The organism is Aliihoeflea sp. 40Bstr573, from assembly GCF_024105655.1.
GTDB lineage: Bacteria > Pseudomonadota > Alphaproteobacteria > Rhizobiales > Rhizobiaceae > Aliihoeflea.
Map to the genome: position 1 here is coordinate 1 of NZ_JAAAMH010000023.1, position 26,701 is coordinate 26,701.

Here is a 26,701-nt window from a genome sequence, read left to right on the forward strand (position 1 = left end):
TCGCCCAGCGCGTCGAGGTTGCGGACGGCGAGGTCCGGATCATGGGATCGAAGACCCGGCTGCTCCAGGCGCTCACCGGAAAAAACGGCGTAAACTCAGTGCCCACTCAAGGACTGAAGTGGCGGAGGGAGTGGGATTCGAACCCACGGAGACATCGCTGCCTCGCCGGTTTTCAAGACCGGTGCCTTAAACCGCTCGGCCATCCCTCCGCTGCCGCGCATCGCCGCGGCACGCGTTGGCATTTAGGTGATCCGGGCCGCGCCGGTCAACATCCCTTCGCTCACTTGCACTGCGCCGCGTCGGCGCTATCTTCGCCACCGATCGGAATTGGCCGCAGCACACTTGCGGTCTTGCACAGAGGCGGGAATGGCTGGCAGAGACAGGACGGACATCGACCACGACCTCTTGAAGAAGGTGGTCGATGGCATTGCTATCGAGATCGCCAATGCGACCGAATGGGGCAAGGCGGCAGATTATATTCCCGAGCTCGCCAAGGTCGACACCAAGCAGTTCGGCATTGCCGTGCTAACGCGTGACGAACAGATGATTTCCGGTGGCGCATCCGAGACGCAGTTTTCCATCCAGAGCATTTCCAAGGTCTTTGCCCTGACGCTCGCGCTGAAGAAGCATGGCGACAAGGTCTGGACGCGTGTCGGCAAGGAGCCGTCGGGCGACCCCTACAATTCGATCGTCGACATGGAGCGCCACAAGGGCATCCCGCGCAATCCGTTCATCAATGCCGGCGCTCTGGTCGTCGACGACATGCTGCTCGACGAGCGGACCGGCGACGATATTCCCGACACGGTGCGCGATTTCATCGCCGAGATGATCGGCGACGGCGGGATCGGCATCGATGAGGACGTGGTCGCCTCCGAACAAACCTCCGGCTACACAAACAAGGCGCTCGCCAATCTGGCGAAATCGTTCGGCAATCTGCATCATGAGGTCGCCGACGTGATGCATATCTATGTGCGCCAATGTGCCGTCGCGCTCTCCTGCCAACAGCTCGCGCGCGCCGGGCGCTATCTGATGCTCGACCGTGAGGACATCGACGACAAGGTCTCGAAGGACGATGCGGAGCGCGCGCGGCGGGTCAACGCGATCATGCTGACCTGCGGCCAGTATGACGGATCGGGCGACTTCGCCTACCGCGTCGGCTTACCGGCGAAAAGCGGCGTCGGCGGCGGCATCCTCGCCATCGTGCCGAACACGGCGTCCATTGCGGTCTGGTCGCCCGGCCTTGACGACAACGGCAACTCGCTACTCGGCACATTGGCGCTGGAGCGCCTGTCGAAGCGCATGGACTGGTCCATCTTCGGCGCCATCCGCCGCGTCTGATCGACAGTGTCGCTGATCTTCGACCACATAGCCGAGCTCAATTCGACCCGCCCCTGGGGCCGCGTTCTGGACGCCGGAACCGGCATCAATTCGCTGCGCTGGCTGCGCACCCTGCCCGCGGACGATCTGACTGCGGTCACGGGGGCCGATCTCATGGTCCGGCGCATGAGCGACGCGCTCGGCCCCTCGCCCGTGCATGAGCGCATCCTCACCGGCAACTGGGCCGATCCCGATTTCCTTGCCGGCGAGACCTTCGACACCGTGATTGCAGATTACCTGATCGGCGCGATGGACGGCTTCGCACCCTATTTTCAGGACGAGATGATCGCCCGGCTGCGCCAGCTCACCGCCGGCCGGCTCTACCTCGTGGGACTCGAGCCATATGTTCTCGAAAAGCCCTCGACGCCCGCCGGCGACATCGTCTTCAGGATAGGTCGTCTGCGCGATACCTTCTTGCTCCTGTCGGGCCAGAAGCCCTATCGCGAGTTCCCGATGTCGTGGGTCGAGGCGCAGCTCGAACGGGCCGGTTTCGCAATCGTTTCGACGAAGCGCTTTGCGATCCGCTACCGCGCCCGCTTCGTCAACGCACAGCTCGACATGTGCGCCCACCGCCTGCACCTCGTCCCGGAAGATCTGCGCAGCGCGCTCTCCGCCCATGTCGAGGGCCTGCGCACCGAAGCCCTTGCGATGGAGGCCAGGCTGGGCGGCCTGCGTCACGGCTTCGACTACGTCATCGCTGCCGAACCCCGCACAAATTCGTGAGTGCAAACGACGTCTTGCACCGATCCGATCCGCGCCCACGCGCGTAAACAGGCCATTGATCGACCGGGACTTCGCACGGGACACGCTTTTTCGACCGATGGCATCCAAAGACCACACTTCCGGCCGGCCCGCGCTCGTCCTCTTTCGCCACGATCTGCGGCTTGCCGACAACCGTGCGCTGCGCGCCGCCGTCGACAGCGGCCGGCCCGTCGTTCCGGTCTTCGTCTTCGACGAGATGAGCGAGGGGATGCGCAGGATCGGCGGCGCGCGGCGCTGGTGGCTGCACCATTCGCTGGAAGCGCTGGCCGCAGCGCTGGAAAAGGCCGGCGCGGATCTCATCTTGCGTGCCGGCCCGATGGCCGATGTTGCTGGCGACCTCGTGAAGGAGACCGGTGCCGAGGCCGTCTACTGGAACCGCCGTTACGATCCGCCCGCGATCGCCGCCGACAAGGAGATGAAATCCCGCCTCATCGAAAGCGGCATCGAGGCGCAAAGCTTCGAAGGCCATCTCCTGCATGAGCCGTGGCAGATCAAGACCAGGACCGGCGGCTTCTACAAAGTCTACACCCCCTTCTGGCGGGCGCTGGTCGCCGAGATCGAGCCCCGCGCGCCGGTCGCAAGACCCCGCGAGATCGCGCCGTTTTCAGGCGATCTGAAATCCGAAAAGCTGGCCGATTGGGGGCTCATGCCCGAAAAGCCCGACTGGTCAGGTGGCTTGCGAGACACCTGGAAACCCGGCGAGGACGGTGCCCACGAAGCGCTCGGCGCGTTCCTGTCCGGGCCGATCAAGGGCTACGGCGAAAACCGCGACCGGCCGGATTTCCATTCCACTTCGCGCCTGTCGCCCTATCTCGCCCATGGCGAGATCACGCCGTTCCAGATCTGGCATGCGCTGGAAACGCGCAAGATCGATGCCGCGCCCGGCGACATCGAGAAGTTCCGCAAGGAGGTCGCCTGGCGCGAGTTCTCGTACCACCTCCTCTTTCACAATCCCGATCTCGGCGTGACCAACTTCAACCGGGACTTCGACGCCTTCGCCTGGAAGAAGGACGCGACCGCCCTTCGCGCCTGGCAGCACGGCCAGACCGGCTATCCGCTGGTCGATGCCGGCATGCGCCAATTGTGGCAGACGGGCTGGGTCCATAACCGCGTACGCATGGTCGTCGCATCCTTCCTGGTCAAGCATCTCCTTCAGGATTGGCGCGCCGGAGAGGCATGGTTCTGGGATACCCTGGTCGACGCCGATCCGGCCAGCAACACGGCAAGCTGGCAGTGGGTTGCCGGCTCCGGCGCCGATGCCGCGCCCTATTTCCGCGTCTTCAATCCGATGCTCCAGGGCGAGAAGTTCGACCCCGACGGCAAGTATGTCCGCCATTTCGTCACCGAGCTCTCGCAACTCGGCAATGGCGATCTGCAGGCGCCGTGGACGGCTTCGAAACACGCACTTTCAGCCGCTGGCGTGAAACTCGGCACTGATTATCCCGTACCTGTCGTCGACCATTCCAAGGCCCGCGACCGGGCGCTCGAAGCCTATCAAGAGATGCGAGGGAATACATGAACATCGTTCCGATCAGCCGCACGGCGGACGGCCGCAGGAAGATCGCCGTTGTCGGCTCCGGAATTTCGGGAGCGTCGGCGGCGTGGGCCTTGCGCGACGTCGCCGAGGTAACGCTGTTCGAGGCCGACGCCCGCCCCGGTGGTCACACGGCGACGGTCGACATCGACTATGATGGAACGCAAATCGCGGTCGATACCGGCTTCATCGTCTACAACGAGCACAACTACCCGGATCTCACCGCCCTCTTCGCGCATCTGGGCGTAGCCACGCATGAAAGCGACATGGGCTTTTCGCTCTCCCTCGACGGAGGCAGGCTCGAATGGAGCGGCCAGAGCTACGCATCGATCTTCGCCCAGCGGCGCAATCTCTTCTCGCCGCGCTTCTTGAAGATGCTCGGCGAAATCCTGCGCTTCAACAAGCAGTGCGTCGCCGACCGGGACGGCGGCCGTCTCGCCGGCATGACGATTGGCGACTACCTCGTCGAGCGTCGCTTTTCGCCGGGCTTTCGCGACAACTACCTGATCCCGATGGCAGCCGCGATCTGGTCGACCCCGCGCATCAAGATGCTCGACTATCCGGCCGCGACCTTCGTCAATTTCTTTCAGAACCACCGCCTGATCCATCACGAGCGTCCGATGTGGCGCACGGTCACCGGCGGGGCCAGGACCTATCTCGACGAGCTGCTCGCTTCGCTTCAGGGCCGTGTCCGGCTCGCAAGCCCGGTCGAGACGATCATCCGCGACGCTCTCGGCGTCACTGTCTGGACGAAGGACGCAGCGCCCGAGCGCTTCGACGCGATCGTCGTGGCGACCCATTCCGATCAGGCCTTGCGGCTCCTCGGCGATGCCTCGCCTCTTGAGCAGACCATCCTCGGTGATGTCCACTACCGCTCGAACCGCGTCATCCTCCATCGCGATCAAAGCCTGATGCCGCGGCGCCGCATCGCATGGTCGGCCTGGAACTACCTGCGCGCCAGTGAAGCCGAGGAAGAGCGCGAGGTCTCGGTCACCTACTGGATGAACCGCCTGCAGGGCATCGATCCGGCCAGGCCGCTCTTCGTCTCGCTCAATCCCGCCGTCGATCCCGCGCCAGGAACGATCTTTGGCGAATGGGCCTATGAGCATCCCCAGTTCGACGCCCGCGCTCTTACCGCGCAGTCGCGTCTCGACGAAATCCAGGGCGTGCGCCACACTTGGTTCGCCGGCGCGTGGACGGGCTACGGCTTCCACGAGGATGGCCTGAGGTCCGGGCTCGACGCCGCTTTCGCGCTCGGGGCGACGGTTCCGTGGACACGCGGCAGCAAGGCGAGCGAGGCCGAGCTCCCGCTGGCCGCCGAATAGGCACCGATCATGATCCGCAAGGAGCGCATCACCACCATGGAAGCGAACGGCGCGGCGCCCACCGCTGCCGCCTCGCTCTATGCCGGCGAGGTGATGCACGCGCGCATGCGGCCTTTTTCGCACCGCTTCACCTACCGCGTCTTCTCGCTGCTCCTCGATCTCGACCGCCTGCCCGAAGCCGGCCGGCAGTCGGCGCTGTTTTCGGTCGACCGCCCGGGGCCCGTTTCCTTCCACCAGAAGGATCACACGAGGCGCGAGGGCGAAACGTTGCGCCAGATGGCCGACCGGCTTCTGGCCGATGCGGGTCTCGCCGAGCCGCCAACTCGCATCCTGCTACTCGCCTATCCGCGTATCCTCGGCTACGCCTTCAATCCCATCTCGATCTACTTCGCCTATGGCGCGGATGATGAACTGGTCGCCCTGATCTACGCCGTCCGAAACACTTTCGGCGAAAGCCACACCTATGTCGCGCTGGTCGAGGATGGAGAACTGACGCCGGCCGGCATCCGTCAGGAGCGGACCAAGGTCTTTCACGTCTCGCCCTTCATCGACATGGGCGCGCGCTATCATTTTCGCGTCCTGCCGCCCGGCAACGTCGTGCGCCTGCGCATTCACGAGACCGAGGCCGGCACGCCGCTCCTGTCGGCCACCTTCGCGGGCGAGCATCGCGAGCTGACGACTCGCGACCTTGCGCGCACCCTCTTGCGCACGCCCCTGATGACATGGAAAGTGATCGCGGGGATACATTACGAAGCGCTGAAGCTCTGGCTCAAGGGCGCGCGATTCCACAAGAGCCCGCCGCCGCCGAAACCGGCCAGTTTTCGGGACGCGGCAAAGGTTCTTACGGCCGGCGAATAGCTGGCGACGCAGTGAGGTGGAGGGCATGGAAGACAGCGCTACGATGCAGCAGATGGCCGGTGCGATGGTTCTGACGGACGCCAACTTCGCGCAGGCGACGCGCGGCCTGCCGGCGCGCGCGCGCATGGCGCTCAAGGTCGGCATGTCGATGCCGCACGGCACGCTCACGGTCGAGCTTCCGGACGGCCGCGCCCTGAAGGTCGGCGGCAATGGCCCCGGCCCCGACGCCCATGTCCGGCTTAACAACTGGAACCTCGTCGGCCGCGCCTTTTCCGGCGCGACGATCGGCGTTGCCGAATCCTATGTCGACGGCGACTGGGAAAGCGCCGACGTCACGTCCTTCCTCGAACTCTTCGTCGTCAACGAAGAGGCAGGTGAAGCCGTCGCAGGCGGTGCGAACTTCATGCTGACGCTCTTCCAGCGTCTGCGCCACTGGTTCCACCAGAACTCGAAGTCCGGTTCCAGGCGCAACATCTCCGCCCATTACGATCTCGGCAACGCCTTCTATCGTGAATGGCTCGACCCCTCGATGACCTATTCCTCGGCGCTCTACGCCTCCGGCGCCAACGACCTCGAGGGCGCACAGGCCGAAAAATACCGGGCGCTTGCCCGCGACACCGGCATCGGGCCGAACGACCATGTGCTGGAGATCGGCTGCGGCTGGGGCGGTTTTGCCGAATTCGCCGCCCGCGAGATTGGCTGCAAGGTCACCGGCCTGACGATCAGCCGCGAGCAGCACGACTTCGCCACCGCCCGCATTGCAAAGGCGGGACTCTCAGACCGCGTCCAGATCAAGTTCCAGGACTACCGCGACGAGGCCGGCCGCTACGACCGCATAGCCTCGATCGAGATGTTCGAGGCGGTCGGCGAGAAATACTGGCCCGTCTTCTTCTCCAAGATGCGCGACTGCCTCAACCCCGGCGGCGCGGCCGGGCTTCAGATTATCACCATCAAGGACGAGATTTTCCCGACCTACCGCGCTCGGCCCGATTTCATCCAGCGTTATGTCTTTCCGGGGGGCATGCTTCCCTCGCCAAAGATCCTGCGCGCCCTTGGCGCCGATCACGGCCTGAAACTGGCTGCCGAACGGGTCTTTCCCCAAGACTACGCCCGAACGCTCGCCGAATGGCGCGACCGTTTCCACGCCTCCTGGCACAAGATCGTGCCGCTCGGCTTCGACGACCGCTTCAAGCGGCTCTGGGAGTTCTACCTGCACTATTGCGAAGCCGGCTTCCGCGCCGAATATATCGACGTCCGCCAGGTCATCTACCGGAACTGACGTCCCGTTCACGCGCAGGAAGGGCGGCTGGATAGCCGCCCCCGATACGTTTGATCCGAGCCGCTTTAGAGCGTGATGCGATATCGCGCGAACCCGTTCTCGCCCTCGCCTGCTTCCTCGATGGTCACGCCCTTGACGTCGGAAAGAAAGGCGCTTGCCTTCGGTCCGGTGTCGAACACCACCGTAGTGCCCTCCATGGGCGCGAACGACCAGTTTGCATCGGCGGCCGGGTTGATCGTGCCTTCCTCGACGATGTAGCGCACGATCACGTCGCGGTTCGTGTCCGGCGCCTCGTAAACGACCTTGTCGGCCGCGATGTCGGGAAAGTTGCCGCCGCCGCCGGCGCGGTAATTGTTGGTGGCGACGACGAAGCGTGCCTCCGGGTCGATCGGCTCGCCATCGAAGGAAAGGTCGATGATGCGGTTCGCATCCGCATTCACCGCCTCGCCGTCCTTGTCGTATTTGGCCGGCTGCGACAGGTCGATCTTGTAGGTCACCCCGTCGATCACGTCGAAATTGTAGGACGGGAAGTCCGGGTTGATCAGCGGCGCGTCGCTCACCCCCGCCTTGACCTGGTTGAACATGCCCGCCGACATTTCCAGCCATTCCTTCACCTGCGCGCCGGTGATGACGACCGCCTGCACCGTGTTGGGATAGAGATAAAGGTCCGCCACGTTGCGGATCGCCACGTCCCCGGCCGGAACGTCGGTGTAATAGTCCGGCCCGCCGCGCCCGCCCGCCTTGAAGGGCGCTGCCGCCGAAAGCACAGGCAGGTCGGCATATTCCGTGGCCGAAAGCATGTCGGTAATGTACCAGATCTGCGCCTGGCTCACGACCTGCACCGACGGATCGTCGGCGACGAGCGCGAAATAGGAATGGAGCGGCGCCGAGGTCTGGCCGACCGGCGTGCGCACATATTCGATCGTGGCCTCGTGGTCTTCCTGGACGGCGGCTTCGACCTCTTCGTCGCTCTCGACGAGCGGCTTCACCTCGCGCTCCACGCGCTCGAAGATCGGCCGCGCTTCGGAAGTCGAGGCGACGACTTTCCAGGCTTCGCCGTCGCGCTCCAGCATCAGGTCGATGAGGCCAAGATGCGAGCCCCAGAACCCGCCCATCACCCCCGGCTTGCCGCCGATCAGCCCGGCCGAATTGTCGAGCCCTTCCGTTTCCTCGAAATCCGGGCCGGGGAAGACCAGATGGGCATGACCGGTGACGATCGCGTCGATCCCCTCGACGCCGGCGATCAGGATCGAGGCGTTTTCGAGGTTCTCGGCATATTCCGTCGGTCCCATGCCCGAATGCGAGAGCGCGATGACGATGTCGGCGCCCTCCTCGCGGATCTTCGGCACCCAGGCCTCTGCCGCCTTCACCATGTCGCGCGCCTCGACATTCCCGACGAGATGGCGCGAATCCCAGGTCATGATCTGTGGCGGCACGAACCCGATCAGCCCGACCTTGATCGGATGCTCCTCGCCCGCGCCGTCGACCACCGTCTTGTCCAGGATGATGTAGGGCTCGACCAGCAGGTCGTCGTCGAGCGGGTCGTCTGCCAGCGTCCCCCTGGCGACGTTGGCGCAAACGAACGGGAAGTCGGCTCCGTCCAGCACCTTTTGCATGTATTCGAGCCCGTAATTGAACTCGTGATTGCCAAGCGTCGAGCAATCATAGCCAAGCACGTTCATCGCCTTGATGATCGGATGCACGTCGCCATCGTTCATGCCCCGCTCATAGGCATAGTAGTCGCCCATCGGGTTGCCTTGCAGGAAGTCGCCATTGTCGACCAGCATCGAGTTGGTGGCCTCGGCGCGGATCTCATCGATGATCGTCGCGGTACGCGCAACGCCCATCGTGTCGTTCGGCCGGTCGCCATAATAGTCGTAAGGGAAAACGTGAACGTGGAGGTCGGTCGTCTCCATGATGCGCAGATGCGCCTGGTTGGCCTGCGCGCGCGCCGAGAACGGATGCAGCGCGATCAGCGCGCCGGCAGCGGCGGAGCCTGCAAGGAACGCGCGGCGCGACAGCGGATGAAGCGTGGCGGACATGGGGATCTCCATCTGAAGGATTTTTCGGTGGACGAATGACGACGACGCCGCGATTTGAACGTCGCGAAGAGCGCTAGTCCAGCAGTTTTTGGTGACGCGTCGATGACGCGGCAGCCCGCCGTTGCGTCACGCCAGTTCCGGGTCGATGCCCATACTGGTCCGGTCGATCACCTCGCGCAGCGCGAAGGACGAGTTGATCTTGGTCACATGCGGCATCGCCGTCAGCCAGTCGCGGTGGATGCGCTCGTAGTCGGCGAGGTCCTTTGCCGCAATGCGCAGGATGTAGTCGTATTCGCCCGACATCAGATGGCACGAAAGCACGTTCGGGCAGCGCTTCACGGCGCTCTCGAAATCGGCGAGCGTCTTTTCGAACTGGCCGGAAAGCGAGATGTGGACGATGGCCGTCATCTTGTGGCCGAGCGCGGCGTTGGAAAGCCGCGCATGGTAGCCGCGCACGACGCCATTCTTCTCCAGAATGTCGAGCCTGCGCGAGCAGGCCGATTGCGACAGGCCGACCTTCTCGGCAAGGGCCGCGTTCGAAATTCGCCCCTCCGCCTGAAGCGTCTCCAAAATGGCGACATCCGTCTTGTCGAGCTGCATCATTCGCAGAATTCACCTATTTTCGCCCATCACATGCAACAATACGCAATTCCAGCGTGAAACCGCAATCGTTGCTGCAAGCCCGTTCGACGCCTTGGGCACTAAAATCGCACGATAATTCAGGGACAGAGGAAAACTTCCATGCGCGTCGGTTGCCCGAAGGAAATCAAGAACCACGAATATCGCGTCGGGCTCACCCCCGGCTCGGTACGAGAATACATCGCCCATGGCCATGAGGTGATCGTGGAGACCGGCGCGGGCGCCGGAATTGGCGCCGACGACAACGCCTACCGCTCTGCCGGCGCGACCATCGCCAAGTCCGCCGCCGAGGTCTTCGCCAAGGCCGACATGATCGTGAAGGTGAAGGAACCGCAGCCGTCCGAATGGGTGCAGCTTCGTGAAGGCCAGATCCTCTACACCTATCTCCACCTCGCGCCCGATCCGGAGCAGACCAAGGGCCTCCTCGAATCAGGCGTCACTGCCGTCGCCTATGAGACCGTGACGGACGATCGCGGCGGCCTGCCGCTCCTCGCACCGATGTCGGAAGTTGCCGGCCGCCTGTCGATCCAGGCCGGTGCGACGGCGCTGCAAAAGGCCAATGGCGGGCGCGGCGTGCTTCTGGGCGGCGTTCCCGGCGTGCTGCCGGGCAAGGTCACGGTCATCGGCGGTGGCGTCGTCGGCCTCCATGCGGCCAAGATGGCCGCTGGCCTTGGCGCGGATGTGACGATCCTCGACCGCTCGCTGCCGCGCCTGCGCCAGCTCGACGACATCTTCAACGGCCGCGTCCACACCCGCTTCTCCACGGTCGAAGCGCTCGAGGAAGAATGCTTCTCGGCCGACATCGTCGTCGGCGCTGTCTTGATCCCCGGCGCCGCCGCGCCCAAGCTCGTCACCCGCGAGATGCTGTCGGGCATGAAGAAGGGCGCGGTCCTTGTCGACGTCGCGATCGACCAGGGCGGTTGCTTCGAGACCTCCCGCGCCACCACCCATGCCGAGCCGACCTACGAGGTCGACGGCATCATCCACTATTGCGTCGCCAACATGCCGGGTGCCGTGCCGGTCACTTCGGCCCACGCGCTCAACAATGCGACGCTGCACTACGGCCTTCAGCTCGCCGATCGCGGCCTTCAGGCCATTCTCGACGACAAGCACCTGCGCAACGGTCTCAACGTCCACAAGGGCCGCATTACCAATGCGCCGGTTGCCGAGGCGCTCGGCTACGAAATGGTCGACGTTCAAAAGGCGCTTGCCGCCTGATCCGGTTCGCTGCGGACCCTCCTCCCCCGCAGCGATGCATCGGACCGAAAACTGGTACCCGGTATTCGGCCATCCGATGTCCTCGAAGCCCGCCGATCCCTGGATCGGCGGGCTTTCGCTTGACCGGTTAACGGACGAATTCGTCGATCCGGCGGATCGTCACGCGGCGATTGCGCCAGTCTTCCAACGGGGTGTCGACCAGCAGGAAATCCTCGCCGTAGCCAACGGTCTCGAGAATTCGCGGCTGCACGCCGAACTCGTTGACCAGCACACGCTTCAAGGATTCGGCGCGTCGTTCGGACAGGATCTGGTTCGACCCGCGCGACCCCATCGCATCCGTGTGGCCTTCGATCAGGAAGCGCGCGCCGCGACGACGCCGGCCAAGCTGGTCGAACGCGGTCGCGATCTCGCGAACCTTGCCAAATTCCGAGCGAGGGATTTCGGCGGAGCCGAACGCGAAATTGATAGCTTGAATGTCTATGGACGGCGCCTGCCGGCGAAGCTCCGGCCTGCGCCGGAATTCCTGGATCGTCACACGATCCTCGGGGCGAACGCGTCGGCGCGGTGCCGCATCGAGCTGGCGCATGATCTGGCCCGATGAGGGCCCGCCCCGATCCTGCGCAAAAGCGATTGATGGCAATGCGATTGCAGCGGAGGCGGTAGCTGCGGCTGCGCTGGCAAGGAAAACTCTGCGGTTCATGGTTCGTCTCCTTCTCGTATGTCGATCAGGAGCGGAAATTGGCAGCGCAAGGGTGAAGCTCGCCTGAACGCGCTCGTTGGCAGACATTCAGCATCGTTAACGCAGGGGCATTACACCCAGGGTTCGACGTCTTCCTCGTCGAAGCCGACCGGCACAAACCCCATGCGCTGGTAAAGCTGGAGCGCGCGCGGACTGTCCAGCGTGTTGGTGTGGATCGTCACCTTGGCGGGATCATGATCCCACGCAGCATGAATGCCCTCGGACAGGAAGAACTTGGCCAGCCCCCGGCCCTGAAACTCGGGCATCAGGCCGAAATAGAGGATCTCCGCCTGGTCGGGCTTCTGCGAAAGGTCGAGCTCGCAGAACCCCGCCGGACATCCATCAACATAGAGCACCTCGATCTGCGCATTCGCCGAGCGGATGATGGCGGCTAGCTCGTCGTCCCGTGTCTCCCGGCGTAGCATCCAGTGATGCGGCTTGCCGACCTCGCGATAAAGATAGCGATAGAACGAGACCGGCATTTCGCGGGCCCGCATCAGCGCGACGCGCTGGCCGTGCGGCATGGCTATGCGTGCCGCCGGCCGCGCGTTCATTTCGAGATGGGTAATCCGGGCCTTCAGCCGCTCGGTCACGATCCGGTTTCCACCGGCGTGTCCGATCGCCCGCCCCATTCGGTCCACGACCCGTCATAGAGCTTGTTGTCGGTATGCCCAACCGATTCGAGCGCCAGCGTGATGACGGCGGCCGTTACGCCCGACCCGCAGCTCGTTACGACCGGCTGGTCGAGATCGACGCCCTTGCTCCGAAGAAGATCGCGCAACTCGTTGACCGGAAGCAGCTTTCCCTCGCGAGAAAGGCCGGTGGCGGGTACGTTCACCGCGCCCGGCATATGTCCGCTGCGCACGCCCTTGCGCGGCTCGGGATCGGTTCCGGCAAAACGTCCTGCCGGCCGCGCATCGGCGATCTGGCCATTGCCGGCCAGCGCGCGCATGTCGTCCAGCCGCGCCACGCGCTCTTCGTCGAATCGGGTCTCGAAGAAGCTCGGCGCCACCTTCGTCGGCTCATCCGTCACCGGCCGGCCGTCCGCCTTCCAGCGATCGAAACCGCCATTCAGAACAACGACTTCCCGCGCTCCCATGATTCGAAACATCCACCAGACGCGCGGTGCCGAAAACATCCCCAGCCCGTCATAGACGACGATCGTGTCGTCTGCCGAAATCCCCATGGAACTGGCAAACTGGGCGAAGACGGCCGGCGACGGCAAGGTGTGGGGCAACTCGCTGTCGGGCTCGACGACGAGGTCCTGGTCGAAGAACACCGCGCCTGGAACATGGGCCGCGTCGTACTCCGCCTTGGCGTCGCGCTTTTGGGCCGGCAGATACCAGGAGGCGTCGACGATCGAGACGCCGGGCGTGCCGATCTTGCCTTCAAGCCAGTCGAAATCGACGACAAACGGGCTCGTTTCCATCAGTTTTCACCTCGTTTATGCCGGCAAAGGACCGAAACGGAGCCGGAATCGGCGGTTTTCGCGGCCTTTTTTCTCGATCTTTCCGACATGTATCTCGCCAATCTCACCGGTGGAACGCACATGCGTGCCGCCGCAGGGTTGGCTGTCGATAATGCCGTTTTCGCCGATGAGGACCAGCCGGATTCGGCCCGATCCGGTCGGCGGTCGAACGTTCTTCGACTTCACCAGTGAAGGGTTCGCCTCAAGCTCGTCCTCACTGATCCAGCGCGTCGAGACCGGATGGTCGGCGGCGATCAACTCCTGCAGCCTGGCGGTCACCTCTTCCTTGGTGAAGCCCGCATCGGGCAAATCGAAATCGACGCGGCTGTCGTCTTCGGAGACAGCCGCGCCGGTGATCGGATAGGGGCAGATGACGGTGAGCAGGTGGCAAGCGGTGTGCATGCGCATCAGCTTTTGCCGCCGCTCCCAGTGTATCTGAAGCGTCACCGCCTCGCCCGGGCCGGGAACCGGCTGGCCGGGCGCCGGCAGGTGAATGATCTCGTCCTTGGTCTCGCCCGTTATGGTACCGGCAATGTCGATCGCCTCGCCATTGGCGCGGAAGATGCGACCGGTGTCGCCCGGCTGGCCGCCAGACGTTGCGTAAAAGACGGTCCGGTCGAGAAGAATGCCGCCGCGCTCGTTGACCCCGACGACTTTCGCCTCTGCTTCACACAGATAGGAGTCCTCGCGAAACAGCGCTTCCGTCTTCGCCATCAGGCGACGTCCTCGAAGGGCACGGCGATCTTGCTCTCCTGTTCCATCCACGCCGGCACCGGCAGTTCCTTGGTGCGCAGGAAATCGGGGTTGAACAGCTTCGACTGGTAGCGCGTGCCGTAATCGCACAAAATGGTCACGATCGTATGGCCCGGCCCCATTTCGCGCGCGAGATGGATCGCTCCGGCAATGTTGATGCCGGACGAGCCGCCGAGACACATCCCCTCCTCCTGCACCAGGTCGAAGACGATGGGCAACGCCTCATTGTCGGGGATCTGGAACGAGAAATCGGGCTGGAAGCCTTCGAGATTAGCCGTTATGCGCCCCTGCCCGATGCCCTCGGTGATCGACGAGCCTTCCGACTTCAGTTCGCCATTGGTGTAATAGGAATGAAGCGCGGCGCCCAGCGGATCGGCCAGCGCAACCTTGACGCCGTTCGACTTCATGCGCAGCCCCGCCGCGACGCCCGCGAGCGTGCCGCCCGTGCCGACCGCCGAAACGAACCCGTCCACCTTGCCGTCTGTCTGGTCCCAGATCTCAAAGGCCGTCGTCTCCATATGGCCGTCGCGATTGGCCACATTGTCGAACTGGTTCGCCCAGATGGCGCCGTTCGGCTCGGTCCTGGCAAGCTGCTCGGCGAGCCGGCCGGAAACCTTCACGTAGTTGTTCGGGTTCTTGTAGGGCACCGCCGGAACCTCGATCACTTCCGCGCCGAGGACGCGCAGCGCGTCCTTCTTCTCCTGGCTTTGGGTATCGGGAATGACGATGACCGTCCGATAGCCAAGCGCCTTGGCGACGACCGTCAGCCCGATGCCGGTATTGCCGGCCGTGCCTTCCACGATCGCGCCGCCTGGCCGCAGCAGCCCCTTCTTCTCCGCGTCGCGGATGATGAACAGCGCGGCGCGGTCCTTCACCGACTGCCCCGGATTCATGAACTCGGCCTTGCCCACAATGGTGCAGCCGGTTTCTTCCGACGCGCGCTTGAGCTTGATCAGCGGCGTATTGCCGATGACATCGATGACTGAACGGTCCATGATTGATCCTTAGAGATTGTGTCCGAGAAACTAGAAACCCTTCGGAAAGCTTTCAAGGATGGAATTTCGCGGTCTCGCCCCGGCGCGAAAAATCTGTTCGCCCCAATGGCGACCCATTGAGGTGATCCGGATTGTGCTTAGGGCCGTATCTCATGAAAACAAGCGGAAACCGCAATCTGGGGAGCCGGGAGCTGAATTGAACACGGGCAACGCAGTCGGGGCATGAAATGACGGCAGAGACCATCGACACGATCGACGCGCTGATGGCGCGTTATGCGGCTGGCACGCTGCCATATCCGGCCCATGTTCTGGTCCAGTCCCATCTGGAGATCGCCAACGCCAATCGCGACCTCGTCGCCGGCCTCGAGGAACTTGCAGCCGGCGCGCTCGACGCCGCCGAGCCACAGCCGATGGCCGATCACGCGCAGCGCCTGTCGTCGATCTTCGGCAGCGCCCCGCCGGTCGAAGCGATCCGCCGCCCCTCCACCGGCATCTTCCCCGCGGCCCTGCGCGATTTTGTCGGCTTCGACGCCGACGATGTGCCATGGCGGACCAAGATGCCCGGCTTTCGCGAATACGACATGGATGTCGATGGCTGCCACGCGAGCCTTTTCTGGATCAGGCCGGGCCGCAAGATTCCCGCCCACACCCATGAAGGCCAGGAATTGACGCTCGTTCTGGACGGTGCCTTCACCGACATTTTCGGCCGCTACGGGCGCGGAGACATTTCGGTCGCAAACGAAGCGGTGGACCATCGACCGATCGCCGAGAAGGAACGGCCCTGCATCGGCTTTGCCATCACCGACGCCCCGCTTCGCTTCACCGGCCCGCTGACCCAGCGCCTGACCGACATTCTGGGCGCATGATTCCCCGGGACGCACGATGAGCCTTTACCGCGCCCGACCCGAAGACGGCGTCGCATGGATCACAGGCGCCTCCACCGGCATCGGCCGGCAGGTGGCGATCGACCTCGCACGCGCGGGCTACATTGTCGCCGCGACCGCGCGCGACGACGACAAGCTCGAAGAAGTCGCCGAAGCCGCCATCAAGGCCGGCACCAGGGGTCGCATCGTGCCCATGGCATGCGACGTCAAGGACACCGCCGCCATGGAACGCACTGTCGACCGGATCGAGGGCGAACTCGGCCCGATCGTGCTCGCCATCTTCAATGCCGGCACCTATTCGCCCACGCTTGGCGAAAGGCTTGAGGTGGAGAACTTCCACGGCACCTTTACCGTCAACCTGTTCGGCGTCGTCAATGGACTGGTTCCGGTGAGCGATCGGATGCGCGAGCGCGGCCATGGCCAGATCGCGATCACTGGCTCGGTGACCGCCTATTTCGGTCTGCCTTCCGCCGCCGCCTACGGCGCGACGAAGGCAGCGCTGAACAGCATGGCGCGCAGCCTGAAGTACGATTTCGACAAGCTGAACATCCGTATCCAGGTGTTCAACCCCGGCTTCGTCGACACGCCGCTGACGAAGAAGAACAAATTCGCGATGCCCGCACTGATGAAAGTCGAGGACGCCGGCGCGCGCTATGTCGAGGGGCTGAAGACAGGCGGTTTCGAGGTCTCCTTCCCGCGTCGATTGTCCTATGTTCTCAAGGCGTTCGGCTACCTTCCGGATTCACTTTATTATCGTCTTGTCAGGCGGGTCACCGGCTGGGACGAGCGCCGCGTCGCTTCCGGCAAGGACAAGCGCCGCGTGGTCAGCCGGTAGCCTCGATCCGCGACCGCAGATCCCGCTGCGCGATCTCGTCGAGCGGAAAGTTCCACATCAGCGCGATGGCGCCAAGCTTCAGCGCGACCGGCACCCACGCATAGATGATGGCAAGCGCTGTCAGCGCGCGCGCATCGTTGTCACCGCCGGCCGTAAACCCGAAGAACTGGAGGACCGGAAAGGCGAGCCCGACGGCGAGCGCAAGCGACAGCTTGGTCACAAGGCTCCACGCCGCGAAGTAGAGCCCTGAACGCTGCTCGCCGGACGATGCCGTATCGACGTCGATCACGTCCGCCTGGATCGCCGCCGGCAAGGCGAGATCGAAGCCGAGCGTCAGCCCGGTTGCGACCGACAGGGCGGCGAATGCAGGCCAGTTGCCCTCCCCGATCAAGGGCGCGAAGGCGAAGACGACGCAGATGAAGAGCATGGCCACGCACCACGCGCGGTGCTTGCCGAGGCGCCGCGCCGCGGCCAGCGCCAGCGGCATGCCGGCGATGCCGGAGAGAAAATAGACGAAGAGCAGCGGCCCGCGCATCTCGGTCATCCCGAGCCTGTCGGAAACGAAATAGAGAAAGAGCGTGGCGGGAATGCCATTGGCGAGCCCGTTGATGAGAAATGCCGCGATCAGCCGCAGGAACGGGCCGTTGCGCGCCATATGGCGCAGACCGCCGCGAAGGTTCAGCCGCGAGTGCGAGTGGTCGCGCGGTTCGGGCACGCGCCAGACGGTGAGCCCACCCAGCGCCACGAGCAGCACGGCGACGGCGATCCCCAGCACGGCAAGGCCCTGCAACCCCTCGGCGCTTTCCATGCCGATGGCGAAGGGCAGCGCGATGGCGAGTAGCGTGCCGGCAAGCGTGAACCCTTCGCGAAAGCCCGCCACCCGCGCGCGCTCGCGGTAGTCTCCCGCCATCTCCGCCCCCCACGAGGTCAATGGAATGATTGCCGCGGTATAGCCGATCGAAAGCATCGCTCCCCAGAAGACGAGATATCCCGGACCGGCACCTTCCGGCGGCCAGAACAGCATCAGAGCGGAAAGCGCCGCGATGGGCAGCGAGACGAGAAACGTCGCCCGCCGCCGTCCCATCTTCGCCCGCCACCGATCCGCCGCCCAGCCGATGAGCGGGTCGTTGACGGCGTCGAACAACCGCACGAGCAACAGCGCCGTACCGACGGCGGCGAGCGACAGGCCGAGCGTCTCGGAATAGAAGGTCGGAACGATGATGTAGAGAGGAAGCGTCAGCGCGGCCAGCGGGATCGCCGGCAGCGCGTAGAGGACGAGGCGGGTGGCCGGCAGGGACATTCAGGGCTTTCGCGAAATTCGTAACCGTTGATCTTTACGTCCGAAAGGCACAAGCGGTTTCAGCAAATGAGGTAGACGGCATGGCGGCGAAAACGAAATCGGCAGGAGGCAGGTGGCGCATGTGGCTGATCGGTGCGGCAGTGCTCGTCCTTGCGCTTTGCGCGATCGCCTATCTCGCCGGCCCGCGCGTTCCCGTCGACACCGCGATCCGGTTCGACCCGGCGGCAATCGGCGGCGACGTCGAGGCCTATGTCGATGCGCGCGAGCGCGACGTCCCGAACCTTCGCGATGGCGTCGGCAAGGAGATCGTCTGGGCGTTCCCGGCTTCGAAGGCCCGCACGCCACTCGCCATCGTTTATGTCCACGGTTTCTCCGCCTCCAGCGGCGAGATCCGGCCGGTGCCCGACGAGGTCGCAGCGCGGCTCGGTGCGAATCTCTTCTTCACCCGTCTGACCGGCCATGGCCAGGACGGCGGGGCGATGGCGACGGCGAGCGTCAATGACTGGGTCAACGACTATGCCGAGGCGATCGAGATCGGACGTCGGCTCGGCACGCGCGTCGTCGTCATGGCGACGTCCACCGGCGCCGGCCTTGCGACATGGGCGGCAACGCAGCCTGAGCTTTCTGAGGATGTCGCTGCGCTCGTCCTCGTCTCGCCAAACTACCGCGTCCGCGCAACGGGCTCCTCGCTTCTGACAGGTCCCTGGGGCGGCCAGATCGCGCGCCTTGCAAGCGGGCCGGAGCGGCAGTTCACCCCACGCAACGAGGCGCATGGCCGACTGTGGACCGCGCGTTATCCGACCGAAGCGATCCTGCCGATGGCCGCGCTGACGAAACTCGCGCGAAACGCGCCTGCCGAGGAGATCGGCATCCCTGCGCTCTTCATCTATTCGTCGACAGATCGCATCGTCGATGCCGAAGTAACGCGAGACATCGCCGCGCGCTGGGGCGCGCTGTCGGACAGCCTTCTGATCGAAAGCTCCGGTGATCCGCAGAACCACGTCATCGCCGGCGACGCGCTCTCGCCGCAGACCAACGAGCTGGTCATCGAGACCACCGTCAACTGGCTGCGCGAGAACGCCCTCTAGGCTGTGGCCAGTTTCGCGCGTTCCGGCTTCGCGTCCCGAACGAACAGGAAGATGAATAGCGCGATCGCAAGCATCGCGGCGTAGAAGGCAAAGAGCGCAGCATAACCCGCCTCCGGCTGGCCCTCGACAGCATTGGCCGAGACGATCGGCCCGGTCGCGAACTGCATGATGCCGACACCGCCGATGGAGAAGAAGTTGAGAAGGGTCACGCCGCGCCCCGTCAGATGCGTCGGCAGGAACGCGCGGCCATGCGCCATCAGGAGGCCGTAGGCCGCGCCCGTCACGCCGATCAGCACGAAGATGATCGTCGTCTGGGCAATGCTCGTCACCGGATTGAGCGCGAGATAGACGATGACAGCGAGGCTGAGCGAATTGCCGACCATTGCCACCCATTTGCGCGTGCGGAACATCGTGTCGAGCGGCCCGTAGATGAACCCGCCGGCCACCATGGCAAGCGCCATGAAGAGCGTGACCTGCCCGATCATCAGCGCATCGGCGCCATAGACGTCGGCGAGATAGGGACCGGCCCATAGACCGCGAATACCCGCAGCGGCGGCATAGTTGATCGCGGTAAGCGGGAAGAGCGCCCACAGGGCGCGAATCTTGAAGAGCTCCAGATAGCCGGAAAAACCGACGCCGGCGACCTGCCCCCCATCTCGGTGCGGATCGCGCAGGAAGATCATGATCGAGGCGGCAGTTAGCAGCGTGACGACGCCAAGCCCCATCATCACCGGACGCCAGCCAAATGCACCGGCGGCGCTTGCCAGCGGCGAGGCGCCGACGACATTGCCGAGCGAGCCGAAGGCGACGAGCCAGGATGTGAGGATTGCAAGCCGCGCGGTCGAATAGGTGTGCGCGAAGATGAAGACCGAGGCCATCAGCACCGGCGCGCAGCCGACGCCTATCAGCGCCATCGCCGTGATCACCATCCAGGGTTGCGTGGCAAAGGCGAAGAGCAACGCACCGCCCCCGCCGCCGATAGCGAGCAGAACGGCAGCCGTCCGCTTGGGGCCATATTTGTCGAGGCACACGCCGACCACGAACTGCATCGCCGAAAACGATGCGAACCACGCACCTGACGCGAGCGACAGGTCGGTATTCGTTGCCCCCAGTTCCGAACCGAGGACCGGTGTGAGCACCGCCAGAAACGAGCGGTAGAATTGCGACAGCACATAGGCGATCGCAAGAGCGGCCAATCCAGCCATGAAGCGTTTCCCGTCGACTTTTATTGGTACGACCACCGGCCGACGGGAAACGGATTAGTTGATTAACGCGTTAGGTGCAATCAGGCAGCGCGGCGCGAGCCACCGCCATTGCTTGGGCCACGGCGCTTTGCGCGGAAGGGTCGCTTCTGACCTTCGGCGGGCTTGCCCGAACCGTGAGCGACACCTGGCTTGCGGCCTTGGCGCGGCTTTCCGTTGCTGTTGGCCGGACGGCGATTCTCGCGCTCCTCGGGCAGCGGCTCGGACTTGCGCTGCACCGGATCGGCCTGGCCGAGATGGTCCGCCGCGATCGGCAGCTTCATGCGGATGATCTTCTCGACCTGGCGCAGCTTGGAGCCCTCGGAAGGGTCGCACAGCGTTATCGCAATGCCGTCCGCGCCGTTGCGCCCTGTTCGGCCGATACGGTGAACATAGCTCTCCGCCTCGTCCGGCAGATCGAAATTCACCACATGGGTGATGTTCGGGACGTCGATACCGCGCGCGGCAATGTCGGTCGCAACGAGAATGCGGACCTCGCCGTCGCGGAAGCCGTTCAGCGCGCGCTGGCGGGCGTTCTGCGACTTGTTGCCGTGGATGACCGCAGCCTCGAATCCGTCGCGCACGAGATCGCGCGTGACGCGGTCAGCGCCGTGCTTGGTGCGCGCGAAGATGATGACGCGCGACATCGCCTCGTCCTTCAGCATCGTCGACAGCACGTCGCGCTTCTGCTTCAGGCGGGCCATCACGACGCTCTGGTGGATTTCGGCCGCCGTCGTACCCTGCGGTGCGACTTCGACATGGACCGGATCGCGCAGGATGCCGCGTGCGAGCTGCTCGATCTCGTTCGGCATCGTGGCCGAGAAGAGCGCCGTCTGGCGCTTGGGATGCGTCGCGCGGGCGATCTTCTTGACGTCGTTGATGAAGCCCATGTCGAGCATGCGGTCGGCTTCGTCGAGCACGAGCCAGCGCGTCTCGGCGAGCACGATCTCGTTCTGGCGAACGAGGTCGGTCAGACGGCCCGGCGTGGCAACGAGAATGTCGACGCCCTGCGCCATGCGCTTGACCTGGCCACCGCGCGAGACCCCGCCCAGAACGAGGCTGGTCGAGATGTGGAGGCCCTTGGAGATGGCGCGGATCGTCTCTTCGATCTGAACGGCGAGTTCGCGCGTCGGCGCAAGGATCAGCGCGCGGCAGGTTTTCGGCTTGCGCTTGTCGCCAAGCGCGGCGATGTGCTTGAGGATCGGCAGCGCGAAGGCGGCCGTCTTGCCGGAGCCGGTCTGGGCGACGCCCAGGATGTCCTTGCCGGCGATCTGCGCCGGAATGGCCGCGACCTGAATCGGCTTGGGCTCCACGAAGCCGGCGCGGGCAGCGCTTTCGAGCAGCTTGCCGTCGATGCCGAGTGGGCCGAAACCGCTGTTCGCGGCGGTGGTCTGATTTTCAGTCGTCAAAGCAGTCTTCTTTCTGGCGCGCGGCATTTGCCGGGCGCAAAAATCGATGCCGCAGGGCGCAACCTGCGTGCGATATGTCAAAATGGGATCGACAAGGCGGCGAACTCTGAAGCCCGCGCGGCTGCGCTGTCGTCGCCGCGATCATTCGCGGGCTTGCCTCGAAGATGATCCAAGGCAAAGACGCAACCAGTCCGTATTCGGGAAAGCCGGAAAGTCCGGCCCAAGCGCCTTGTCGGGCTCATATGGCCCTGTTCGCCTCCAAATGCAACTGAAACTTGCTGCGCTGCAAAATCAGATGACGAGCCCGGCAATGGTCTCGTTGTCGGTGATGTCCTGGTAGGTCCATCCCGCCGCCTCGAACTTTTCCGCGAGCACGGCGAAGTTCGCCGGGTTCTTGGTCTCGATGCCGATCAGTACGGAACCGAAATTGCGCGCCGATTTCTTGAGGTATTCGAAGCGGGCGATGTCGTCCTCGGGGCCGAGCAGGTCGAGGAAGTCGCGCAGCGCGCCGGGGCGCTGGGGAAAGCGGAAGACGAAATACTTCTTCAGTCCCTCGAAGCGCAGCGCCCGCTCCTTGACGTCGGGCAGCCGCTCGAAATCGAAATTGCCGCCCGAGACGACGAGCACGATCGTCTTTCCGGCGATCTCGTCGGCCGGCAAATCCTTCAGCGCGTCGATCGCGAGCGCGCCAGCCGGCTCCAGCACCACGCCCTCGACATTCAGCATCTCGATGATCGTCGCGCAGACCCGGTTCTCGGGAATGCGCGTCACGTTGTCCGGCGAAAAATGCGACAGCGCCGCGAAATTCGCTTCGCCGATTTCCGCCACCGACGCCCCGTCGACGAAATTGTCGACCTGCGGCAGCCGCACGCGCCGGTTCTCGGTCAGGCTGGAATGGAGGCTCGAAGCGCCCACCGGTTCGGCAAACAGGAACCGCGTGCCGGCATCGGCAAGATAGCGCGTCACGCCGGCGGCAAGCCCGCCCCCGCCTACCGGCAGGACGATCAGGTCGGCGCGCGTGCCGGCAGGAAGCTGGGCCTCGATCTCCTGCGCGACGCTCGCCTGCCCTTCGATGATGTCCTCATGGTCGAAAGGCGGCACCATCAGACCGCCGGTGTCGGCGGCGAAAGTCTGCGCGGCGCGATAGCAGGCGTCGAAATAATCGCCCGTCAGGCGGATCTCGACGAACTCGCCGCCGAACAGCCGCGTCTTGTCGATCTTCTGCTGCGGCGTCGTCACCGGCATGAAGATGACGCCCCGCTTTTCGAGGTGACGACAGACATAGGCGAAACCCTGGGCGTGGTTGCCTGCCGAGGCGCAGACGAACACATCTGGCCCGGCGCCCGCTTCCAGAACCTTGCGGAAGAAGTTGAACGCACCGCGGATCTTGTAGGAGCGCACCGGCGACAGGTCCTCCCGCTTCAGGAAGATGCGTGCGCCGGACTTCTTCGACAGATACGCGTTCTCCTGCAGTGGCGTCTCGGGAAAGAGCGCGCGCATGGCGCCGGCTGCCTGGCGGACGGAAGCTTTGAAGTCACTGTGCAAGGGCTTTGGACCTTCTCTCGGTCTTTGTCTGTTGGCGCGTCAGCCGCGCTATTGCATATTCGATGCGCGGAAGCCACTGTCGCGCCGCTTCAAGGGGTCAGGTCGGGGAAGACGTGCAGTATCTCGCCATTCGCACCGCGATTCACATCGCGGCGATCTTCGCCATCTACCTGTCCCTGGCCATGTTCATCCCGGCCGGCGTGGATCTTTACTTCGGCAACGAGGATTGGCAGGTCTTCGCCTTTTCGGCGCTTTTGACCGGCGGGCTCGCGCTGGCCGTCGCTGCGGCGACGCAAGGGCGGCCACCGGTGCTTTCGGCACGTTTCGGCTTCTTCGTCGTCAACCTCCTTTGGCTGACGACCTGCGCCGTCGGCGCCATTCCCTTCCTGGCCTCCTCACTGGAAATCGGGCTGACCGATGCCGTGTTCGAATCGGTGTCGGGCATTACGACGACCGGCGGCACGGTGCTCGTCGGGCTCGATGCCATGCCGCCCGGCATCTTGATCTGGCGCTCGCTCCTGCAATGGATCGGCGGCCTTGGCGTCATCGCGCTCGGCCTTTTCGTGCTGCCGTTCCTGAATGTCGGCGGCGTTTCCTATTTCAAGATCGAATCCTCCGACATCTCGGACCGCCCCTTCGAGCGTTTCTCGACCTATACGACGAGCCTGATTGCCATCTATGTCGCGCTGACGGTCCTGTGCGCGATCTGCTACGCGGCCGCGGGCATGACCGGCTTCAACGCCATCAATCACGCGCTGACGACCATTTCGACCGCCGGCTTTTCCACGCATGACTCCTCGATGGCCTTCTACGAGGACAACCTGCCGGTCCTTTGGATCGCGACAGTCTTCATGTTCATCGGCGCACTGCCCTTCGCCATCGTCATCCTGCTTTTCACGCGTGGCCGCCTCGAAACGTTGCGTGATCCGCAGCTGCGCGTCTTCGCCAGCTATGTCCTGCTCTTCATCCTGGCGGTGACGATCTATGTGCGCCTGTCGAGCGACATCGCGTTCATCGATGCGCTCACCCATTCCGCCTTCAACTTCATGTCGATCATCACGACGACCGGTTACGCGAGCTCCGACTATACCGCCTGGGGTCCGTTCGCCTTCGCCTGCGCCTTCGTCGCCATGTTTCTCGGCGGCTGTTCAGGCTCGACCACCGGCGGCATCAAGGCCTACCGGTTCCTGATCCTGTTCGAGCTGGTCCTGAACGGCTTGCGACGCCTCGTCTATCCCAACACGGTGCAAAGCGTGCGCTACGGCAATCGCCCGGTCGACGACGCGATGCAGCGCGCCGTCGTGCTGTTCATCGCCGCCTTCTTCATTCTCTGGCTGATCATCACGATCCTGTTGTCGGCCACGGGGCTCGACTTCATGAGCGCCATGTCGGGCGCCCTGACGGCGCTGACCAATGTCGGCCCAGGACTTGGCGACGTCATCGGCCCGGTCGGAAATTTCGCGGTGATACCGGACCCGGCGAAATGGATCATGGCCATCGCGATGCTCCTCGGCCGCCTCGAGATCCTTGCCGTTCTGGTGATCTTCACGCCGATCTTCTGGAACCGCTAGACGAACAGATCCACCTTCTGGAACGTCCTGACGTCGACCAGCCCCTGATCTGAAATCCGCAGTTCCGGAATGACCACCAGCGCCAGGAGCGAGTGCTGCATGTAGGCGTTGTTGAGGTCGCATCCGACGTCGCGCATCGCGGCCGTCAGCTTCGCGGCCTTTTGCGCGACGATTTCGGCCCGCTCGTCCGACATAAGCCCGGCGATCGGCAGTTCGACCAGCGCCAGTTCCCGTCCCTCCGAGATCAGCACCACGCCGCCGCCGACCTCGCCCAGCCTGTTGGCCGCCAGCGCCATGTCGGCCTTGTTGGTGCCAACGACGATCATGTGATGGCTGTCATGCGCCACCGTCGAGGCCATGGCACAGGGCTTCTTGTAGCCGAAGCCCGAGACGAGCGCGTTGACGACGCCGCCTGTCGCCCGATGCCGCTCGACGACCGCGATCTGGCAGACGTCGTTCGCGCCATCCATCGCGACCAGGCCGTTTTCGATCGGCATGTCCATTTCGAGCGCGCGTGTCGGCGCCTGGTTCTCGATGACGCCGATCACCCGCGCCCGGACCGAATTCGCGCCCTCTGGCGCCGCGATGTCGAAATCGGCTGCAGCGAGCTGCTTGCCCAGCTTCACCGTCTGCTTGGCCTTGGCCGGATAGGGATAGGGCTCGATCTCGGCGACCAGTTTGCCCTTCTCGGCAAGCAGCCTGCCATGCGCATAGACCTGGTCGATGGCGAGCGCGGCAAGGTCGGAGACGATCAGGAAGTCTGCGAGCCGCCCCGGTGCGATGGAACCGATCTCGCGCTCGATCTTGAAGTGCTGCGCCGTGTTGAGCGTCGCCATCTGGATGGCGGTGACGGGCTTCAATCCCTGCTCGATCGCATGACGGACCACGCGGTCCATATGGCCCTCCTCGACGAGCGTGCCCGAATGGCTGTCATCGGTGCACAGGATGAAATTGCGAGGGTCGAGCCCGGATTCGGTCACCGCCTTGACCTGTTCGGCTACGTCGTACCACGCCGAGCCGAGCCGCAGCATCGCGCGCATGCCCTGCCGCACGCGGGCGATGGCGTCCTCGGCGCGGGTGCCTTCATGGTCGTCCTCCGGCCCACCGGCGACATAGCCGTGGAAGGCGGGGCCGAGGTCGGGCGAGGCATAGTGCCCGCCGACGGTGCGGCCGGCCTTCATCGTCTCGGCGATCTCGGCCACCATTTTGGGATCGTTCGCAGATACGCCCGGAAAGTTCATCACCTCGCCGAGCCCGATGATGTTGTCCCACCTCATCGCCTCGGCGACGTCCTTCTCGTCGAGCGTCGCACCGGGCGTCTCCAGCCCCGGCGCCGAAGGGACGCAGGACGGCATCTGGACATGGACGTTGACCGGCATGGCCAGCGCCTCGTCATGCATCAGCCGGACGCCGTCGAGGCCGAGCACGTTGGCGATCTCGTGCGGATCGATGAACATCGATGTCGTGCCATGCGGGATGACGGCGCGGCAGAACTCGGTGACCGTCACCATGCCGCTCTCGACATGCATGTGTGCGTCGCAAAGGCCGGGCACGAGGTAGCGCCCGCCGGCGTCGATCACCTGCGTTTCCGCGCCGATTGCGTGGCTCGCATCCGGCCCGCAATAGGCGAACCGCCCGCCGGCGATCGCAAGGTCGGTGCCCGCGATGATTTCGCCCGAATAAACGTTCACCCAGCGCCCGTTGCGGATGACGAGATCTGCCGGCCTACGCCCCGTCGCCACGTCGACAAGCGTGGCTGCCATCTCATGCCAAGGGGCTGGCTTGCGGCGCGGACGGGTGAATCGGGCTGACGTCATCTCGGCTGAATCTCCATTTGAG

General features: G+C 64.4%; 23 protein-coding genes and 1 tRNA gene. 11 read left to right on the plus strand and 13 right to left on the minus strand.

The genetic code is table 11. From position 1 onward, the window contains the following. Positions 1-119 precede the first annotated feature (119 nt). Positions 120-209, minus strand: a tRNA-Ser gene (locus GTK01_RS18300). Between the two features lie 157 nt (positions 210-366). On the opposite strand from GTK01_RS18300, the gene GTK01_RS18305 reads away from it, so the two are divergent. The 6 genes from GTK01_RS18305 (at position 367) to GTK01_RS18330 (ending at position 7,135) form a co-directional block, all read left to right on the plus strand. Further along, complete coding sequence (locus tag GTK01_RS18305; RefSeq protein WP_252928761.1) at positions 367-1,338, plus strand: glutaminase; 972 nt, start codon at positions 367-369, stop codon at positions 1,336-1,338. A gap of 6 nt (positions 1,339-1,344) precedes the next feature. After that, positions 1,345-2,100, plus strand: coding sequence for a class I SAM-dependent methyltransferase (locus tag GTK01_RS18310; RefSeq protein ID WP_252928763.1), 756 nt, complete (start codon positions 1,345-1,347; stop codon positions 2,098-2,100). A gap of 97 nt (positions 2,101-2,197) precedes the next feature. After that, complete coding sequence (locus GTK01_RS18315; RefSeq protein ID WP_252928765.1) at positions 2,198-3,658, plus strand: deoxyribodipyrimidine photo-lyase; 1,461 nt, start codon at positions 2,198-2,200, stop codon at positions 3,656-3,658. Continuing rightward, a complete protein-coding gene (locus GTK01_RS18320) occupies positions 3,655-4,998 on the plus strand; it encodes an NAD(P)/FAD-dependent oxidoreductase (protein WP_252928767.1) in 1,344 nt (447 codons plus the stop codon). The genes GTK01_RS18315 and GTK01_RS18320 overlap by 4 nt, the downstream gene beginning before the upstream one ends. Before the next feature lie 9 nt (positions 4,999-5,007). Next, on the plus strand, positions 5,008-5,856 hold the full coding sequence (locus GTK01_RS18325) for a DUF1365 domain-containing protein (protein ID WP_252928769.1): 849 nt from the start codon (positions 5,008-5,010) through the stop codon (positions 5,854-5,856). Between the two features lie 25 nt (positions 5,857-5,881). Next, positions 5,882-7,135, plus strand: coding sequence for a cyclopropane-fatty-acyl-phospholipid synthase family protein (locus tag GTK01_RS18330; RefSeq protein ID WP_252928770.1), 1,254 nt, complete (start codon positions 5,882-5,884; stop codon positions 7,133-7,135). Positions 7,136-7,200: 65 nt separating this feature from the next. Here GTK01_RS18330 and GTK01_RS18335 read toward each other — a convergent pair whose 3' ends face one another. Further along, complete coding sequence (locus tag GTK01_RS18335) at positions 7,201-9,177, minus strand: bifunctional 2',3'-cyclic-nucleotide 2'-phosphodiesterase/3'-nucleotidase (RefSeq protein ID WP_252928772.1); 1,977 nt, start codon at positions 9,175-9,177, stop codon at positions 7,201-7,203. 126 nt (positions 9,178-9,303) lie between these two features. Next, the gene (locus GTK01_RS18340; protein ID WP_252928839.1) at positions 9,304-9,777 is read right to left on the minus strand and encodes an Lrp/AsnC family transcriptional regulator; all 474 of its coding nucleotides are present in this window, start codon (positions 9,775-9,777) and stop codon (positions 9,304-9,306) included. Between the two features lie 141 nt (positions 9,778-9,918). On the opposite strand from GTK01_RS18340, the gene ald reads away from it, so the two are divergent. Beyond that, positions 9,919-11,034, plus strand: coding sequence for an alanine dehydrogenase (gene ald, locus GTK01_RS18345; RefSeq protein ID WP_252928774.1), 1,116 nt, complete (start codon positions 9,919-9,921; stop codon positions 11,032-11,034). 127 nt (positions 11,035-11,161) lie between these two features. Here the strand turns inward: ald and GTK01_RS18350 are convergent, their stop codons facing one another. From GTK01_RS18350 to GTK01_RS18370, 5 genes are all read right to left on the minus strand, one after another. Continuing rightward, positions 11,162-11,734, minus strand: coding sequence for an OmpA family protein (locus GTK01_RS18350; RefSeq protein ID WP_252928776.1), 573 nt, complete (start codon positions 11,732-11,734; stop codon positions 11,162-11,164). A gap of 110 nt (positions 11,735-11,844) precedes the next feature. Further along, positions 11,845-12,366: a GNAT family N-acetyltransferase gene (locus GTK01_RS18355; RefSeq protein ID WP_252928778.1), complete on the minus strand. Its 522-nt coding sequence runs from the start codon at positions 12,364-12,366 to the stop codon at positions 11,845-11,847. Then, positions 12,363-13,205 carry a 3-mercaptopyruvate sulfurtransferase gene (gene sseA / locus GTK01_RS18360; protein ID WP_252928841.1) on the minus strand — a complete coding sequence of 281 codons (843 nt, stop codon included), beginning with the start codon at positions 13,203-13,205 and terminating at the stop codon, positions 12,363-12,365. The genes GTK01_RS18355 and sseA overlap by 4 nt, the downstream gene beginning before the upstream one ends. A 12-nt stretch (positions 13,206-13,217) precedes the next feature. After that, complete coding sequence (locus GTK01_RS18365; protein WP_371924393.1) at positions 13,218-13,955, minus strand: alanyl-tRNA editing protein; 738 nt, start codon at positions 13,953-13,955, stop codon at positions 13,218-13,220. Beyond that, positions 13,955-14,989 (minus strand): cysteine synthase A, encoded by a 1,035-nt coding sequence (locus GTK01_RS18370; RefSeq protein ID WP_252928780.1) that lies wholly within the window; start codon positions 14,987-14,989, stop codon positions 13,955-13,957. Before GTK01_RS18370 ends, GTK01_RS18365 begins: the two co-directional genes overlap by 1 nt. A gap of 227 nt (positions 14,990-15,216) precedes the next feature. On the opposite strand from GTK01_RS18370, the gene GTK01_RS18375 reads away from it, so the two are divergent. Together GTK01_RS18375 and GTK01_RS18380 are read left to right on the plus strand one after the other, a co-directional pair. Next, the gene (locus GTK01_RS18375; RefSeq protein ID WP_252928782.1) at positions 15,217-15,855 is read left to right on the plus strand and encodes a ChrR family anti-sigma-E factor; all 639 of its coding nucleotides are present in this window, start codon (positions 15,217-15,219) and stop codon (positions 15,853-15,855) included. 16 nt (positions 15,856-15,871) lie between these two features. Continuing rightward, positions 15,872-16,708, plus strand: coding sequence for an SDR family NAD(P)-dependent oxidoreductase (locus tag GTK01_RS18380; RefSeq protein WP_252928784.1), 837 nt, complete (start codon positions 15,872-15,874; stop codon positions 16,706-16,708). Here GTK01_RS18380 and GTK01_RS18385 read toward each other — a convergent pair. Further along, positions 16,698-18,008 carry an MFS transporter gene (locus GTK01_RS18385; protein WP_252928786.1) on the minus strand — a complete coding sequence of 437 codons (1,311 nt, stop codon included), beginning with the start codon at positions 18,006-18,008 and terminating at the stop codon, positions 16,698-16,700. The genes GTK01_RS18380 and GTK01_RS18385 overlap by 11 nt on opposite strands. A gap of 80 nt (positions 18,009-18,088) precedes the next feature. Between GTK01_RS18385 and GTK01_RS18390 the strand changes: the two genes are divergently transcribed. Continuing rightward, a complete protein-coding gene (locus tag GTK01_RS18390; RefSeq protein ID WP_252928788.1) occupies positions 18,089-19,096 on the plus strand; it encodes a carboxylesterase in 1,008 nt (335 codons plus the stop codon). On the opposite strand, the gene GTK01_RS18395 is transcribed toward GTK01_RS18390, so the two are convergent. From GTK01_RS18395 to ilvA, 3 genes are all read right to left on the minus strand, one after another. Next, positions 19,093-20,301: an MFS transporter gene (locus tag GTK01_RS18395; protein ID WP_252928799.1), complete on the minus strand. Its 1,209-nt coding sequence runs from the start codon at positions 20,299-20,301 to the stop codon at positions 19,093-19,095. The genes GTK01_RS18390 and GTK01_RS18395 overlap by 4 nt on opposite strands. Before the next feature lie 80 nt (positions 20,302-20,381). Beyond that, complete coding sequence (locus tag GTK01_RS18400) at positions 20,382-21,746, minus strand: DEAD/DEAH box helicase (protein WP_252928801.1); 1,365 nt, start codon at positions 21,744-21,746, stop codon at positions 20,382-20,384. Between the two features lie 291 nt (positions 21,747-22,037). Next, positions 22,038-23,246, minus strand: a complete 1,209-nt coding sequence (gene ilvA, locus GTK01_RS18405; RefSeq protein WP_252928844.1) for a threonine ammonia-lyase IlvA — start codon at positions 23,244-23,246, stop codon at positions 22,038-22,040. 107 nt (positions 23,247-23,353) lie between these two features. On the opposite strand from ilvA, the gene GTK01_RS18410 reads away from it, so the two are divergent. Next, entirely contained in the window at positions 23,354-24,862 is a 1,509-nt protein-coding gene (locus tag GTK01_RS18410; protein ID WP_256483964.1) for a TrkH family potassium uptake protein, read from the plus strand. On the opposite strand, the gene ade is transcribed toward GTK01_RS18410, so the two are convergent. Then, positions 24,859-26,679 (minus strand): adenine deaminase, encoded by a 1,821-nt coding sequence (gene ade, locus GTK01_RS18415; RefSeq protein WP_252928803.1) that lies wholly within the window; start codon positions 26,677-26,679, stop codon positions 24,859-24,861. The two genes, GTK01_RS18410 and ade, sit on opposite strands and share 4 nt — an antisense overlap. Positions 26,680-26,701: the final 22 nt, after the last annotated feature.

Excerpts from the sequence above, each read along its gene's own strand:
- GTK01_RS18305 (WP_252928761.1), top strand. The coding sequence starts at position 367 with ATGGCTGGCAGAGACAGGACGGACATCGACCACGACCTCTTGAAGAAG.
- GTK01_RS18315 (WP_252928765.1), top strand. The coding sequence starts at position 2,198 with ATGGCATCCAAAGACCACACTTCCGGCCGGCCCGCGCTCGTCCTCTTT.
- GTK01_RS18320 (WP_252928767.1), top strand. The coding sequence starts at position 3,655 with ATGAACATCGTTCCGATCAGCCGCACGGCGGACGGCCGCAGGAAGATC.
- GTK01_RS18325 (WP_252928769.1), top strand. The coding sequence starts at position 5,008 with ATGATCCGCAAGGAGCGCATCACCACCATGGAAGCGAACGGCGCGGCG.
- GTK01_RS18330 (WP_252928770.1), top strand. The coding sequence starts at position 5,882 with ATGGAAGACAGCGCTACGATGCAGCAGATGGCCGGTGCGATGGTTCTG.
- GTK01_RS18335 (WP_252928772.1), bottom strand. The coding sequence starts at position 9,177 with ATGTCCGCCACGCTTCATCCGCTGTCGCGCCGCGCGTTCCTTGCAGGC.
- GTK01_RS18340 (WP_252928839.1), bottom strand. The coding sequence starts at position 9,777 with ATGCAGCTCGACAAGACGGATGTCGCCATTTTGGAGACGCTTCAGGCG.
- ald (WP_252928774.1), top strand. The coding sequence starts at position 9,919 with ATGCGCGTCGGTTGCCCGAAGGAAATCAAGAACCACGAATATCGCGTC.
- GTK01_RS18350 (WP_252928776.1), bottom strand. The coding sequence starts at position 11,734 with ATGAACCGCAGAGTTTTCCTTGCCAGCGCAGCCGCAGCTACCGCCTCC.
- GTK01_RS18365 (WP_371924393.1), bottom strand. The coding sequence starts at position 13,955 with ATGGCGAAGACGGAAGCGCTGTTTCGCGAGGACTCCTATCTGTGTGAA.
- GTK01_RS18370 (WP_252928780.1), bottom strand. The coding sequence starts at position 14,989 with ATGGACCGTTCAGTCATCGATGTCATCGGCAATACGCCGCTGATCAAG.
- GTK01_RS18375 (WP_252928782.1), top strand. The coding sequence starts at position 15,217 with ATGACGGCAGAGACCATCGACACGATCGACGCGCTGATGGCGCGTTAT.
- GTK01_RS18380 (WP_252928784.1), top strand. The coding sequence starts at position 15,872 with ATGAGCCTTTACCGCGCCCGACCCGAAGACGGCGTCGCATGGATCACA.
- GTK01_RS18385 (WP_252928786.1), bottom strand. The coding sequence starts at position 18,008 with ATGTCCCTGCCGGCCACCCGCCTCGTCCTCTACGCGCTGCCGGCGATC.
- GTK01_RS18390 (WP_252928788.1), top strand. The coding sequence starts at position 18,089 with ATGGCGGCGAAAACGAAATCGGCAGGAGGCAGGTGGCGCATGTGGCTG.
- GTK01_RS18395 (WP_252928799.1), bottom strand. The coding sequence starts at position 20,301 with ATGGCTGGATTGGCCGCTCTTGCGATCGCCTATGTGCTGTCGCAATTC.
- ilvA (WP_252928844.1), bottom strand. The coding sequence starts at position 23,246 with ATGCGCGCGCTCTTTCCCGAGACGCCACTGCAGGAGAACGCGTATCTG.
- GTK01_RS18410 (WP_256483964.1), top strand. The coding sequence starts at position 23,354 with ATGCGCGGAAGCCACTGTCGCGCCGCTTCAAGGGGTCAGGTCGGGGAA.
- ade (WP_252928803.1), bottom strand. The coding sequence starts at position 26,679 with ATGACGTCAGCCCGATTCACCCGTCCGCGCCGCAAGCCAGCCCCTTGG.